Below are 14,342 nucleotides of genomic sequence, written 5' to 3' on the forward strand. Positions count from 1 at the left end.
CGCCCCCGCCCGCCCCGGCCGCCGCCCCCCGGCCCCACCCCGCCGCGCCCGCGGACGCCCGCCTCGCGCAGCCCCGGGTCCGCCAGCACGGCGTCGAGGCTGTCGAGGAGTGCCAGGTAGCGCGCGCTGTCCAGTGCGGCGAGGACCCGCTCCCGGGACGCGGTGCCGTGCGCGGTGGACCACAACCGCAGCCGGGCTTCGGCCGGTCCGAGCAGCAGGGTCCGGGGGACGCCCCCGAGGCGCGTGCGCAGGCGTGCGTCGAGGACCTCGTGGTCGCGTCCGGCGCCGAGCTCGGTGGCGAGCCACTTCAGCTCGTCGCCGACGGGGTCGGTGACGGCCCTGTCGAGGACGGCGCGGTACGTCCGGAAGGCGCTGCGCAGCCGGCGGGTCGCGACCCGCATCCGGTGCAGGGAGTCGGGCAGCCCGCGCCGCACCGCGGGGTCGAGGGTGACGATGGCCTCCGCCTGGCGGCGGACGTAGGCGAGGACGTGGTCCCCCGCGGTGACGGGGGCCGCCTCTTCCCGCCCGCCGGGGGCCGCCTGCCGCGTCCTCACCGGGGCCCCGGTGGCCGGTGCCGTCTCCGCCAGGGCTCTGGCCAGCTTGGAGGTGGAGGTGGCGGGCCGCACTCCCGCCTTGCGCAGCCGTTTGCCCACGGCGTCCAGGAGCACGGGGTCGCCGCCGTCGGCGAGCTCGACCTCGATCTCGGTCCAGGCCGCCGTGGGACCGCCGTGCTCCGGCAGCCGCTCGGCGCAGACCTCGTCGACGCTGACCTCGGCGAGCAGGCCGTCCTCGGCGTCGAGGAGGTGGTGGACGTCGCGGGTGGTGAGGAGCCGGACGACGGGCACGGGCTCCACGGCACGGACCCGGGAGCGGAGCAGGGAGGCGAGGCTGTCCGGCAGGGTGTCGGCGGGCGGGGCCTGGATCTCGTCCCGGACGCCTGGGGCCACGGGGAATTTCAGGTGCCAGCCGGCGTCGCTCCCGCCGCTTCTGCGGCGCAGGGTGATGGAGTCGGCGGCGAGGCGGAGGTCGGGGGTGTCGTAGTAGACGGCGTCGAGCTCGCTCACGCCGCGGTGGACGACGGCCGACACCCCGGCCACCTTCCTCAGGTCGGGCAGCCGGGTGTCGGTCGCGGCTTCGTACTTACGCTCGATCTCTCGCTTGACGTCCGCCATGTATCGAATCTATCCGCGCCGGGGGCGGTTATGCAGGGCGGTGTGCGCCGGATCAGGCCGTTATCGGCCGTTGCACCTTGATCGACTGGAGCAGTCCGATGGCCACCCACACGGCGAACATCGACGAACCCCCGTACGAGACGAAGGGCAGCGGCAGCCCGGCCACCGGCATGATGCCGAGCGTCATCCCGATGTTCTCGAAGGACTGGAACGCGAACCAGGCGATGATCCCGGCGGCCACGACGGTGCCGTACAGCTCGGTCGTCTCGCGGGCGATGCGGCAGGCGCGCCACAGGACGACGCCGAGCAGGAGGAGGATCAGCCCGGCGCCGAGGAAGCCCAGCTCCTCCCCGGCGACCGTGAAGACGAAGTCGGTCTGCTGCTCGGGGACGAACTGCCCGGTCGTCTGGGAGCCGTTGAACAGGCCGGTTCCGGTGAGCCCGCCGGAACCGATGGCGATGCGGGCCTGGTTGGTGTTGTAGCCGACACCGGCGGGGTCCAGCGCCGGGTTGGCGAAGGCCGCGAAGCGGGCGATCTGGTACTCGTCGAGGAGGCCCAGCTGCCAGACGGCGATGGCGCCCGTCGTCCCCGCGCCGAGGAGCCCGAACACCCAGCGGTTGGAGGCGCCGGAGGCGAGCAGGACGCCGAGCACGATGACGGCCATGACCATGACGGAGCCGAGGTCCGGCATCAGCATGACGACCGCCATGGGGATGATCGCCACGCCGAGCGACTTGGCGACCGTCCGGTGGTCGGGGTGCAGCTGGTCGCCCGCGTCCACGCGGGCGGCGAGCAGCATCGCCATCCCGAGGATGATCGTGATCTTGGTGAACTCGGAGGGCTGGAGGGAGAAGCCGCCACCGACGATGATCCACGCGTGGGCCCCGTTGACGGTGGCGCCGAGCGGGGTGAGGACCGCGAGGACCAGCAGGACGGAGATGCCGTACAGGACCGGTACGGCCCCCCGCAGGGTGCGGTGCCCGAGCCAGACGGTGCCGATCATCAGCGCCAGGCCGATGCCCGTGTTGAGGACGTGACGGAAGAGGAAGTAGTACGGATCCCCGTGGGTCAGCGAGTCCCGTCCGCGGGTCGCCGACCAGACCAGCAGCGAGCCGATGAACGACAGAGTGATCGCCGAGCCGAGCAGCGGCCAGTCCAGCCGCCTCACGACGGAGTCGCGGGCGGTGAGCCTGTCCCAGTAGGACCGCTCGGGGGTGTAGCGCGAGACGGAGAAGCCTGCCATCAGTCACGCCTCCCCGTGGCCGCGGCCGGCGCGCCGGCGAGGGCCTGCGTGCCCTGGTCGGCGGGCGGCTCGGGAACGTACGGCTTGATCCTGGGTGCGTCGATGGAGCCGTCCGGGCCGATCCTGGGCAGGGCCTTCTGGGGCTTGGGCAGGAGGGCCTTCTTCAGGTTCTGCTTGCCCTCGGCGTCGAGTCCGTAGAGCGCGTTGTAGATGTTGCGCACGGCGGGCCCGGACGCCCCGGAGCCCGTACCGCCCTGAGAGATCGTCATGACGATCGAGTAGTCCTTGGTGTACGTGGCGAACCAGGAGGTCGTCTGCTTGCCGTAGACCTCGGCCGTTCCCGTCTTGGCGTGCATCGGGATCTTGTCCTGGGGCCATCCGCCGAACCGCCAGGCGGCGCTGCCCCGGGTCGCGACTCCCGCGAGGGCTTCGTCTATTTTGTCCCGGGTGTCTCCCTTGAAGGGAAGCTTGCCGTGAGCCTGCGGCTCGATCTCCTGGACGGTCCGGCCGTCGCCGCTGACGACGGCCTTGCCCACGGTGGGGTCGTACAGCGTGCCGCCGTTGGAGATCGCGGCGTAGATCGTCGCCATCTGGATGGGCGTGACGAGGGTGTCGCCCTGGCCGATCGAGTAGTTGACGGAGTCACCGGCACGCATCTTGTATCCCTCGACGCAGCCTTCGTACGCGATCTTCTCGACGTACGTGCCGTCCTTCTTGCCCTGCTTGCACCAGGAGGCCTTGTTCGCGTCGTAGAAGTCCTGCTTCCACTTGCGGTCGGGGACGCGTCCGGGGACCTCGTTGGGGAGGTCGATACCGGTCTCCTTGCCGAGGCCGAACTGGTGGGCGGTCCGGTAGAACCAGTCGTCCGGCTTCTTCTTCGGCTTGTTGCCGCCGTCCTTCTGCCACTCCCTGTGCGCCAGCCCGTAGTAGACGGTGTCGCAGGAGACCTCGAGGGCGCGGCCGATGGTGATGCTGCCGTATCCCTGGGACTCGAAGTTCTTGAAGGTCTGGCCGCCGACGTTGTACGAGCTGGGGCAGGGGTAGTTGCCGTCGAATTCGTAGCCGGCGTTGACGGCGGCGGTCGAGGAGATCACCTTGAAGATGGAGCCCGGGGCCGCGGTGCCCTGGATGGCGCGGTTGAGCAGCGGGAAGTTGGACTTCTTGCCGGTGAGCTTCGCGTAGTCCTTGGCCGAGATGCCGCCGACCCAGGCGTTCGGGTCGTACGTCGGCAGGGACGCCATCGAGACGATGCGGCCGGTCTTGGCCTCCATCACGACGACGGCTCCGGAGTCGGCCTTGTAGAACTCGTTGGTGTTGCGGTCCATCTCCTTGCGGGCCGTCTTCATGGCCTTGTCCAGCTCGTACTCGGCGACGGCCTGGACCCGGGCGTCGATGGAGGTGACGACGCTGGCGCCGGCCTGGGCCTCGTCGTTCTTCGCCTGGCCGATGACCCGGCCGAGGTTGTCGACCTCGTAACGGGTGACGCCGGCCTTGCCGCGCAGCTCCTTGTCGTACGTGCGTTCCAGCCCGGAGCGGCCGACCTGGTCGGAGCGGAGGTAGGGCGACTCGGTGTCCTGCGCCTTGGTGATCTCCTCGTCCGTGACGGGTGAGAGGTAACCGAGGACCTGGGCGGTGTTGGCCTTGCCGGGTGCGGCGTAGCGGCGCACGGCGGTGGGCTCGGCGGTGATGCCGGGGAAGTCCTCGGCACGCTCGCGGATCGTGAGGGCCTGCTGGGTGGTGGCCTCGTCGGTCACCGGGATCGGCTGGTAGGGCGAGCCGTTCCAGCAGGGCTGCGGGGTCTTGGAGTCGCAGAGCCGGACCTTGTCCCGGACCTCCTTGGGCTTCATGCCCAGGACGTCGGCGAGCCGGGTGAGGACGGCGACGCCGTCGTCCTTCATCTTCATCAGCTCGGTGCGGCTGGCGGAGACGACGAGGCGGGTCTCGTTGTCGGCGAGGGGCACGCCGCGCGCGTCCAGGATGGAGCCGCGGACGGCCGGCTGCACGACCTGCTGGACGTGGTTGTTCTTGGCCTCGTCGGTGTACTCCTGGCCGTTGCGGATCTGGAGGTACCAGAGCCGGCCGCCGAGCGTGAGGAGCAGGGAGAAGACGAGGACCTGGATGACGACGAGCCGGATCCGCACCCGCGGGGTCCGGCCGGTCTCCGGGATATTGCTCACGGGGTGCCCCCGGTGGTGGTGGGTCGGCCGGGGGTACGGGGGTCGCCCCCGGAGGAACACAGCCTCACGGGGTGCCCCCGGTGGTGGTGGGTCGGCCGGGGGTACGGGGGTCGCCCCCGGAGGAACACAGCCTCACGGGGTGCCCCCGGTGGTGGTGGGTCGGCCGGTGCTGCTGCGGCGTCACAGTCGCTTGACTCCCTTGATCCGTCCTGCGCGGGCGGCACGGCCACGTGCTGCCCGCAGGCGCATCCCGTTCCGCTGGCTACCGATCCGCAGCCCGGTGCCGGAGGCCAGCCAGCCGGCGGCGACGTCCCCGCCGGAGCCGCTGTCGGCGAGCGGATCGTTCTCGGTGCGTCTGGCCAGCGCCATGATCAGCGGAACGGTGAACGGCGCGAGGAGCAGGTCGTAGAGCACGGCGGTGAACAGCAGGCTGCCCAGACCGACGTGGCGGGCCGCCGTGTCACCGACGAGGGCACCGACGCCCGCGTAGAGCAGGGTCGATCCGATCGCCGCCGCGACGACGAAGGCCATCGGGGTGAACGCCGACTTGAGCCGGCCGTTCTCGGGCCGCGCCATTCCGGCGAGGTACCCGATGACGCAGAGCACCAGCGCGTAGCGTCCGGCGGCGTGGTCGGCCGGGGGTGCCAGGTCGGCGAGGAGCCCCGCGCCGAAGCCGATGAGCGAGCCGCTCACGGGCCCGTACACGAAGGCGAGTCCGAGCACGACGAGGAGCAGCAGATCGGGGGTGGCGCCGGGGAGCTGGAGGCGGGCGAGCACGGATACCTGGACGACGAGGGCGACGACGACCAGGGCGACGGAGAGCAGGGTCCGGTTGAAGGGCATGGGGATCAGCTCTACCTCTGGTCGTTCGCCGCGTCACCGGCGTCTGTGGCGGCATCCGGAGAGGCGCTGCCGCCGGCCTCCGTGTCGGGCTTCTCGTTGATGTTGCCGACCACCTTGCCGTCGGCGTCCACGAGGTCTCCGTTCGGCTGGGCCGTCACGGTGACGGTCGGGGCCGGCTTCGGCTTCTGCGGCTTCTTCGGCTGCTTGGGCAGGACCATGTCGCGCGGGTCCTCGCGAGGTGCCTGCACGACGATGCCGACGATGTCGAGCTTGGTGAAGCCCACGAACGGACGCACGTAGACCGTCCGGGTGAGGTCACCGCCGGACGGGTCGACGCGGACGACCTCGCCGACCGGGACGCCGGGCACGAAGGGCTTGTCCTTGCTCGACCCGAAGGTGACGAGCCGGTCGCCCTTGCTCACCTTCGCCTTGCCGTTGAGGAACTGCACGGACAGCGGCCGCGACCCCTGTCCGGTGGCGAAGCCGAGCTCGTCGGTCTTCTCCATCCGGGTCCCGACGGTGAAGTCGGGGTCGTTGGCCAGCAGGACCGTCGCGGTGTCCGGGCCGACCGTGGTCACCCGGCCGACGAGGCCCTCCCCGTTCAGTACGGTCATGTCGCGCTTGAGGCCGTCGTGCGCACCGGCGTCGATGGTGATCGTCCAGGAGAAGCCCTGGGCCGCTCCTATGGCGATGACCTCGGCGGCCTTGATGCCGTACTGGCCGGCTCCCGCGGTCTTCAGCATGCTGTCGAGCTGGCGCACCTTGCTGCCGGTGCGGTCGTCGCTGCCGAGCCTCGTCTTGAGGGCTGCGTTCTCCTGCTCCAGTACCGCGATCCGGTCGTGCCGGTCACCGGAGTCCCGTACGGCGCCGATGGCGTTGCCCACCGGGTCGACCGCGGCCGCGACACCGTTCTCGACCGGCCCGAAGGCCGTCGCGGCGGCCTGCCGGGCCCCGTCCACGGGTGATTCCTCACCACCGCGGATGTCGACCGTGATCAGGGCGAATGCGATGGCGATCAGCAGCACCAGGAGCAGCCGGCTCTCTCGTGTGTCCCTCACGTGCGGCGGCCGTGCCTTCCTCGTCGGAATGTTCGTGCCTGTAGGTCGACGTGCCTGTATGTCGATGTGCGGGGGCCGGCGTCCCGCCGTACCGGACGGCGGTGCCCGTACGGCGGAACACCGGGTACTACCGTCGGGGCTGGGCGTCCAGGACCTGCTGGAGCGCCTCGAACTCCTCGACGCACTTGCCGGATCCGAGCGCCACCGAGTCCAGCGGGTCCTCGGCGATGTGGATCGGCATGCCCGTCTCGTGGCGCAGCCGCTCGTCCAGTCCGCGCAGGAGCGCGCCGCCGCCGGTCAGGACGATGCCGCGGTCCATCACGTCACCCGAGAGCTCCGGCGGGCACTTGTCGAGCGTCGTCTTGACGGCGTCGACGATCGCGTTGACCGGCTCCTCGATGGCCTTGCGGACCTCGGCCGCCGAGATGACGACGGTCTTGGGCAGGCCGGAGACCAGGTCGCGCCCGCGGATCTCGGTGTGCTCGTCCTTGTCCAGGTCGTAGGCCGAGCCGATCGTGATCTTGATCTGCTCGGCGGTGCGCTCACCGAGGAGGAGCGAGTACTCCTTCTTGATGTGCTGGATGATCGCGTTGTCCAGCTCGTCACCGGCGACCCGGATCGACTGCGCGGTGACGATGCCGCCGAGCGAGATCACGGCGACCTCGGTGGTGCCGCCACCGATGTCGACGACCATGTTGCCGGTGGCCTCGTGGACCGGCAGGCCGGAACCGATGGCCGCGGCCATGGGCTCCTCGATGATGTGCACCTGGCGCGCGCCCGCCTGCGTCGACGCCTCGATGACGGCGCGTCGCTCGACCCCTGTGATGCCGGAGGGCACACAGACGACGACCCGCGGGCGGGCCAGGTAGCGGCGCTTGTGGATCTTGAGGATGAAGTAGCGGAGCATGCGCTCCGTGATCTCGAAGTCGGCGATGACGCCGTCCTTGAGCGGCCGCACGGCAACGATGTTGCCCGGCGTACGGCCGATCATCTTCTTGGCCTCGGAGCCGACCGCGAGGATCCCGCCGGTGTTGGTGTTGATGGCCACGACGGACGGCTCGTTCAGGACGATGCCGCGCCCCCTGACGTACACCAGCGTGTTGGCAGTCCCGAGGTCGATAGCCATGTCACGGCCGATGAACGACATTGAGTTCCCCTTGTTCCCCATGAGGATGCGTCGGGCCTTCCAGGAAGCGAGAAATGGCTTGTTCCAGGTAGGCGAGGTTGGCGCTGCGGGCGTGGACTTCTCCATCGTAGTGCCGCGTGCACGGACACAGCGCGAGGGTCCTTCGCCTGTGCGGGTGGAACGGTGGCCCGTTCCACCCATGGTGACGTTACGTCGGGACGATGCGTTCCCGCGATACCCGACCCTATGCCGAAGGGCGGCCGAATTACTTCGGTCGCCCCAGGTCATGAGCGCTGTTCGGCGGAGCCGACGTCAGGAAAGCCCCGGGAAGAAAAGCTTCAGTTCCCGCTCCGCGGACTCCTCGGAGTCCGAGGCGTGGATGAGGTTCTCCCGCGTGATGGTGCCGAAATCACCCCGGATGGAGCCGGGCGCGGCGGCGATCGGATCGGTGGGGCCGGCGAGGGCGCGGACACCCTCGATCACCCGCTCGCCTTCGGCCACCAGGGCGACGACGGGGCCGGAGGCCATGAACTCGACCAGCGGCTCGTAGAACGGACGGCCCTTGTGCTCGCCGTAGTGCTGCTCCAGCGTCGCCCGGTCCAGCGTGCGCAGCTCCAGCGCGGTGATCGTCCAGTTGGCCTTGCGCTCGATGCGGCCGACGATCTCGCCGATCAGCCCGCGCCGGACGGCGTCGGGCTTGAGAAGGACGAGGGTGCGCTGGGTCATGTGCGGCTCCTTGCGGGCTTGCGGATGCGGTTCGAGCCCTGAGATTACAGGGATACGGGATCACCCCGACGGCGGGGTTTGCTCCCCGTCGGCCTCAGCCCCGCGCCTCTGCCGCCTGCTGGGCCTCGGCCTGCGCCGCCCACCGGGCCTTCGCCTCGTCGATCGTGCGGCCGTAGTGCACCGAGGCCCACCACAGGGCGCCGAAGGCCACCCCGAGGATGAACATCATCGGGACGACGAGGCCGCTGAGGAACAGGGCGGCCTGCAGCGCCCAGCCGAGCTGTACGCCACCGGGGCGGGTGATCATGCCGCAGAGCAGGACGGACACCAGCATGCCGATGCCGCACACCGTCCAGACCGTGCCCATGGACATGCCGTCCAGCTTCATGGCCACCAGGCCGGCGAAGCCGATCACGAAGAACTCGCCGATCAGCGTCGAGGCGCAGAGCGTACGCATGGGTCAGTGCCTTCCCAGAAGCAGCCGGGCCTCGCCGACCGTGATGACGGAACCGGTCACCAATACCCCGGCTCCCGCGTATTCGGCCTCCTCCTCCGCGAGGGTGATGGCGGCCTCGAGCGCGTCGTCCAGACGCGGCTCGACCTGGACCCGCTCGTTGCCGAAGACCTCCACCGCCACCGCGGCGAGCGCGTCGGCGTCCATCGCGCGCGAGCTGGAGTTCTGCGTCACGACGACCTCGGCGAAGATCGGCTCGAAGGCTTCGAGCAGCCCCCTGACGTCCTTGTCGTCACTGGCTCCGACGACTCCGATGAGCCGGGAGAAGCTGAACGCCTCGGAGACGCCCTCGGCGGCGGCGCGCGCACCGGCCGGGTTGTGGGCGGCGTCCAGGACGACGGTCGGGCTCGATCGGACGACCTCCAGACGCCCCGGGGAGAGCACCGCGAGGAATGCCTTGCGGACCGCTTCGACGTCGAGGCTGCGGGCCTGCTCGGCACCGATGCCGAAGAACGCCTCCACCGCGGCCAGCGCCACGGCGGCGTTGTGCGCCTGGTGCGCTCCGTAGAGCGGCAGGAAGATGTTGTCGTACTCGCCGCCCAGGCCGCGCAGGGTCAGCAGCTGGCCGCCGACGGCGACCTCCCGTGAGACGACACCGAACTCCATGCCCTCGCGGGCGACCGTGGCGTCCACCTCGACGGCCTTCTTCAGCATGACCTGTGCGGCGTCGACCGGCTGCTGCGACAGGATCACCGTCGCGCCCTGCTTGATCACGCCGGACTTCTCGGCCGCGATCTCGGCGGGGGTGGTGCCGAGGCGATCGGTGTGGTCGAGCGAGATGGGCGTGACGACGGCGACGGAACCGTCGATGACGTTCGTCGCGTCCCAGGTGCCGCCCATGCCGACCTCGACGACCGCGACGTCGACCGGCGCGTCGGCGAAGGCCGCGTACGCCATGCCCGTCAGGACCTCGAAGAACGACAGCCGGTAGGGCTGCTGGACGTCGACCATCTCGACGTACGGCTTGATGTCGTCGTACGTCTCGATGAAGCGCTCGGCGTCGATCGGGGCGCCGTCCAGGCTGATCCGCTCGGTGATCGACTGCACGTGCGGGGAGGTGTACCGCCCGGTGCGCAGCTCGAAGGCGTTCAGCAGGGCCTCGATCATGCGGGCGGTGCTCGTCTTGCCGTTCGTCCCGGTGATGTGGATCGAGGGGTAGGCGCGCTGCGGCTCCCCCAGGACGTCCATCAGGGCGGCGATGCGGGTCACGGACGGCTCGAGCTTCGTCTCGCCCCAGCGGCCGGCGAGCTCCTGCTCCACGACGCGCAGTGCCCTGTCCGTCTCCGGGTCGGCGGGTCGGTCGGGCACGGCCTCGGCCCGGGCCGGGCCGGACTGGGTACGCAGTGTGCGGCTCCCGGCCTCGATCACCGCCAGGTCGGGGTCGCGCTGGGTCGCCTCGTCGACGATCTCCTCGAAGGTGTCGTCGGGATCTGACGCGTCGTGCCGGTCTGAAGGGCGGGGCTCACTCACAGGGCCAGTCTACGGATGGCCGCGGACATCGCGTGCAGCGCCCGGCGCGACGCCCCCTGGCCGGGCGGCGGCCAGGTCATGCGTGCGACACCCGTCCGGCGCGGGCGCGGCCGAAAAGGCCGACCGGTCCCGCACCTGGCCTCAGGCGCGTACGGCGAAGCCCCCGCGCTCCCGGTCGGTCGGGGGTGCGGGGGCTCCGTGATCAGCTCATCAGCCCTGCGGCAGGTTCGCCAGCTGGGCGGAGATCCGTTCGATGTCCGCCTCGGCCTTGGAGAGCCGGCCGCGGATCTTGTCGACCACGTTGTCCGGCGCCTTGGCGAGGAAGGCCTCGTTGCCGAGCTTGCCGGTGGCCTGGGCCTTCTCCTTCTCGGCCGCGCCGAGGTCCTTCTCCAGGCGCTTGCGCTCCGCCGCCACGTCGATCGTGCCGGAGAGGTCGAGCGCGACGGTGGCACCGGCGACCGGCAGCGAGGCGGTGGCGTGGAACCCCTCCTCGGCGGGCTGCAGGCGCAGCAGCTGGCGGATCGCCGCCTCGTGCGGGGCGAGCGCCGTACCGCTCAGGGTGAGCTCGGCCGGAACCTTCTGGCCGGGCTGCAGGCCCTGGTCGTTGCGGAAGCGGCGGACCTCCGTGACGACCTGCTGGACGAGCTCGATCTCCTTCTCGGCGGCTTCGTCGCGGAAGCCGGAGTCGGCCGGCCACGGGGCGATGACGACGGACTCGCGGCCCGTGAGGGCGGTCCACAGCGCCTCGGTGACGAACGGCACGATCGGGTGCAGCAGGCGCAGCATCACGTCGAGGACCTCGCCGAGGACCCGGCCCGAGACCTCGGCCGGGCGGCCGCCCGCGAAGAACGTGGTCTTGGACAGCTCGACGTACCAGTCGAAGACCTCGTCCCAGGCGAAGTGCCGTAGCGACTCGCTGATCCTGGCGAACTGGTAGTCGTCGTAGTACGCGTCGACGTCCGCGACCGTCCTGCCCAGGCGCGACAGGATCCAGCGGTCGGTCACCGACATCTCGTCGGCACAGGGCAGTTCGCCCTCGATCGTGGCCCCGTTCATCAGGGCGAAGCGGGTGGCGTTCCAGATCTTGTTGGAGAACTTCGCCGAACCCTGGACCCAGTCCTCACCGATCGGGACGTCCGTGCCCGGGTTGGCGCCGCGCGCGAGGGTGAAGCGCAGCGCGTCGGAGCCGTACTTGTCCATCCAGTCCAGCGGGTTGACCACGTTGCCGAAGGACTTCGACATCTTCTTGCCGTGCTCGTCGCGGACCATGCCGTGCAGGACGATGGTGCCGAACGGCGGGACGCCGTCGTTGACGTACAGGCCGAACATCATCATCCGGGCGACCCAGAAGAAGAGGATGTCGTAGCCGGTGACCAGGACCGAGTTCGGGTAGAACTTCGCGAGGCTGTCGGTCTGTTCGGGCCAGCCGAGCGTGGAGAACGGCCACAGGCCGGAGGAGAACCAGGTGTCCAGGACGTCGCTGTCCTGCGTCCAGCCCTCACCGGTGGGCGCCTCGTCGTCCGGGCCGACGCAGACGACCTCGCCGTTCGGGCCGTACCAGACGGGGATGCGGTGGCCCCACCAGAGCTGGCGCGAGATGCACCAGTCGTGGAGGTTGTCGACCCAGTCGAAGTAGCGCTTCTCCATCTCCTGGGGGTGGATCTTGACCTTGCCGTCGCGGACGGCGTCGCCCGCGGCCTTGGCCAGGGGGCCGACCTTGACCCACCACTGGAGGGACAGGCGGGGCTCGATGGTGGTCTTGCAGCGCGAGCAGTGGCCCACGGAGTGGGTGTACGGCCGCTTCTCGGCGACGATCCGGCCCTCGGCGCGCAGGGCGGCGACGATGGCGGAGCGGGCTTCCAGGCGGTCCAGGCCCTCGAAGGGGCCGGGGACCGTGATGACGGCACGCTCGTCCATGACCGCGATGTTCGGCAGGTCGTGGCGCTTGCCGATCTCGAAGTCGTTGGGGTCGTGCGCGGGCGTCACCTTGACGGCGCCGGTGCCGAACTCCGGGTCGACGTGCTGGTCGGCGACGACCGGGATCGTACGGTCGGTCAGCGGCAGCTTGATCTGCTTGCCGACCAGGTGCTCGTAGCGCTCGTCGTCGGGGTGGACGGCGACCGCGGTGTCACCGAGCATCGTCTCGGCGCGGGTGGTGGCGACGACGATCGTCTCGTCGCCCTCGCCGTACGTCATGGAGACGAGCTCGCCGTCGTCCTCCTGGTACTCGACCTCGATGTCCGAGATCGCCGTGAGGCAGCGCGGACACCAGTTGATGATGCGCTCGGCGCGGTAGATCAGCTCGTCGTCGTACATCCGCTTGAAGATGGTCTGGACGGCCTTGGACAGGCCCTCGTCCATCGTGAAGCGCTCACGGGACCAGGCGACACCCTCGCCGAGGCGGCGCATCTGGCCGGAGATCTGACCGCCGGACTCGTTCTTCCACTGCCAGACGCGCTCGACGAAGGCCTCCCGGCCCAGGTCGTGGCGGGACTTGCCCTCCTTGGCGAGTTCGCGTTCGACGACGTTCTGGGTCGCGATGCCCGCGTGGTCCATACCGGGCTGGTACAGGGCCTCGAAGCCCTGCATGCGCTTGCGGCGCACGAGGGCGTCGATCAGGGTGTGCTCGAAGGCGTGCCCCAGATGGAGGGAGCCGGTGACGTTGGGCGGCGGGATGACGATGGAGTACGGCGGCTTGTCGCTGTGCTCGTCGGCTTCGAAGTAACCGCGTTCTACCCAGCGCTCGTACAGCTTCCCCTCCACCTCGGCCGGCGCGTACTGGGTCGGCAGTTCGGGGGTGCTGGCTGGCTGCTGCGCTGCGTTCTCGGTCACGGCACACAGTTTAGGGGCGTCACAGTCATGCACTGAAACCGGTTTGTTCAGTAACGGTGTGCGGCCCGGTGCCCCATGTCAGCGCGGCTTCCGTCAGGATGTCCGGAACGCATAAGCATTCTGGAGGGGACAGCGCAATGAGCTACAACCAGCCGGGCCCGTACGGCGGGCAGCCGCCGCAGGGCCAGCCCGGACCGTACGGCCAGCAGCCGGGCCCGTACGGCCAGCAGCCGGGCCCGTACGGCGGCCCCCCTCCGCAGGGCCAGCCGCAGGGCCAGCCGCAGGGCCAGCCGGGCTACGGCTACCCGCAGCAGGCCCCCCAGGGCGTCCCGCCGCAGCAGCAGCCCCCGCAGCCGGGTTACGGCTACCCGCCGCAGGGCCAGCAGCCGGGTCCGTACGGTCAGCAGCCGCCCACCCCGCCGTACGGCGGCCAGCAGGCGTACCCGGGCATGCCGCCGGAGCCGGGTGCCCCGAAGAAGAAGACGGGCCTGATCATCGGCGCCGCCGTGGTGGCGCTGGCCGTGGTGGCGGGCGGCGTCTACTTCTTCACCTCGGGCGGGGGCTCGAGCAACAGCGACGTGGCCGACTCCACCAAGGGCTACAAGCTGACGCCGGCCGCCTCGGTGGACGCCTACAAGCAGGACACCTCCAACAAGGCCCCGTCCGGTCCGCTCACGGGCAAGGAGAAGGCCGAGTCGGAGGCGATGGGCGTCAAGAACCCCAGCCAGGCGGGCGCCCAGTACATGAGCGGCAGCAAGGAGAACCCCCTCACCGCCAAGATGCTCATGCTCTACGGGGCCTGGGGCGAGATCGACGACCCCGCGAAGGTCATCGACGGCTTCTTCAAGAACGCCGAGAAGGAGACGATGAAGGACGAGGACGCGAAGGGCACCCTCGTCGGCAGCCCCAAGAACGTGACCCCGGCCGGCTTCGAGGGCGCGCTGATGAAGTGCCAGGACATGAAGATCGTCAACGCCGAGGCCGACGGGAAGCCGGAGAACGGCCCGAAGGAGATGACCATGCCCGTCTGTGTCTGGGCCGACTACAGCACCGTCGCGGCGGTGATCGGGTTCGACATCGGTGGCGCCATGACGAACAAGCCGATGTCGCAGGACGAAGTGGCCGTTCTGGCCGCCAAGCTCTACAACACCTCCCGCACCAAGGTCTGATCCCGCACCGAC

Annotated in this window: 11 protein-coding genes; 1 reads left to right on the forward strand and 10 read right to left on the reverse strand. The window is 70.1% G+C overall.

The features are described 5' to 3' along the window. The 10 genes from ABZ371_RS18420 to ABZ371_RS18465 all read right to left on the reverse strand — a co-directional run. On the reverse strand, positions 1 to 1,172 hold a 1,172-nt coding region (locus tag ABZ371_RS18420; protein ID WP_358680440.1), incomplete at its 3' end, for a CYTH and CHAD domain-containing protein. Between the two features lie 52 nt (positions 1,173 to 1,224). Then, positions 1,225 to 2,415 (reverse strand): rod shape-determining protein RodA, encoded by a 1,191-nt coding sequence (gene rodA / locus ABZ371_RS18425; RefSeq protein WP_358680443.1) that lies wholly within the window; start codon positions 2,413 to 2,415, stop codon positions 1,225 to 1,227. Next, positions 2,415 to 4,592 (reverse strand): penicillin-binding protein 2, encoded by a 2,178-nt coding sequence (mrdA, locus tag ABZ371_RS18430; RefSeq protein WP_358680445.1) that lies wholly within the window; start codon positions 4,590 to 4,592, stop codon positions 2,415 to 2,417. The genes rodA and mrdA overlap by 1 nt, the downstream gene beginning before the upstream one ends. 180 nt (positions 4,593 to 4,772) lie before the next feature. Next, entirely contained in the window at positions 4,773 to 5,435 is a 663-nt protein-coding gene (mreD, locus tag ABZ371_RS18435) for a rod shape-determining protein MreD (RefSeq protein ID WP_358680448.1), read from the reverse strand. A gap of 11 nt (positions 5,436 to 5,446) precedes the next feature. Next, complete coding sequence (mreC, locus tag ABZ371_RS18440) at positions 5,447 to 6,493, reverse strand: rod shape-determining protein MreC (protein ID WP_358680451.1); 1,047 nt, start codon at positions 6,491 to 6,493, stop codon at positions 5,447 to 5,449. Between the two features lie 127 nt (positions 6,494 to 6,620). Next, complete coding sequence (locus ABZ371_RS18445) at positions 6,621 to 7,640, reverse strand: rod shape-determining protein (RefSeq protein ID WP_069172785.1); 1,020 nt, start codon at positions 7,638 to 7,640, stop codon at positions 6,621 to 6,623. Positions 7,641 to 7,931: 291 nt separating this feature from the next. Continuing rightward, positions 7,932 to 8,345: a nucleoside-diphosphate kinase gene (ndk, locus tag ABZ371_RS18450; RefSeq protein WP_358680455.1), complete on the reverse strand. Its 414-nt coding sequence runs from the start codon at positions 8,343 to 8,345 to the stop codon at positions 7,932 to 7,934. A gap of 94 nt (positions 8,346 to 8,439) precedes the next feature. Continuing rightward, entirely contained in the window at positions 8,440 to 8,802 is a 363-nt protein-coding gene (locus ABZ371_RS18455) for a DUF4233 domain-containing protein (protein WP_358680458.1), read from the reverse strand. Positions 8,803 to 8,805: 3 nt separating this feature from the next. After that, positions 8,806 to 10,329 carry a folylpolyglutamate synthase/dihydrofolate synthase family protein gene (locus ABZ371_RS18460; protein WP_358680461.1) on the reverse strand — a complete coding sequence of 508 codons (1,524 nt, stop codon included), beginning with the start codon at positions 10,327 to 10,329 and terminating at the stop codon, positions 8,806 to 8,808. A gap of 210 nt (positions 10,330 to 10,539) precedes the next feature. Continuing rightward, complete coding sequence (locus ABZ371_RS18465; RefSeq protein ID WP_358680464.1) at positions 10,540 to 13,161, reverse strand: valine--tRNA ligase; 2,622 nt, start codon at positions 13,159 to 13,161, stop codon at positions 10,540 to 10,542. Between the two features lie 137 nt (positions 13,162 to 13,298). Between ABZ371_RS18465 and ABZ371_RS18470 the strand changes: the two genes are divergently transcribed. After that, positions 13,299 to 14,330, forward strand: coding sequence for a hypothetical protein (locus ABZ371_RS18470; RefSeq protein WP_358680467.1), 1,032 nt, complete (start codon positions 13,299 to 13,301; stop codon positions 14,328 to 14,330). Positions 14,331 to 14,342: the final 12 nt, after the last annotated feature.

The sequence above is a fragment of the Streptomyces sp. NPDC005899 genome (genome assembly GCF_040629645.1).
Lineage (GTDB): Bacteria > Actinomycetota > Actinomycetes > Streptomycetales > Streptomycetaceae > Streptomyces.

Bases quoted from the DNA above. Each gene is read 5' to 3' on its own strand.
- rodA (WP_358680443.1), bottom strand. From the start codon at position 2,415: ATGGCAGGCTTCTCCGTCTCGCGCTACACCCCCGAGCGGTCCTACTGG.
- mreD (WP_358680448.1), bottom strand. From the start codon at position 5,435: ATGCCCTTCAACCGGACCCTGCTCTCCGTCGCCCTGGTCGTCGTCGCC.
- ABZ371_RS18445 (WP_069172785.1), bottom strand. From the start codon at position 7,640: ATGTCGTTCATCGGCCGTGACATGGCTATCGACCTCGGGACTGCCAAC.
- ndk (WP_358680455.1), bottom strand. From the start codon at position 8,345: ATGACCCAGCGCACCCTCGTCCTTCTCAAGCCCGACGCCGTCCGGCGC.
- ABZ371_RS18455 (WP_358680458.1), bottom strand. From the start codon at position 8,802: ATGCGTACGCTCTGCGCCTCGACGCTGATCGGCGAGTTCTTCGTGATC.
- ABZ371_RS18470 (WP_358680467.1), top strand. From the start codon at position 13,299: ATGAGCTACAACCAGCCGGGCCCGTACGGCGGGCAGCCGCCGCAGGGC.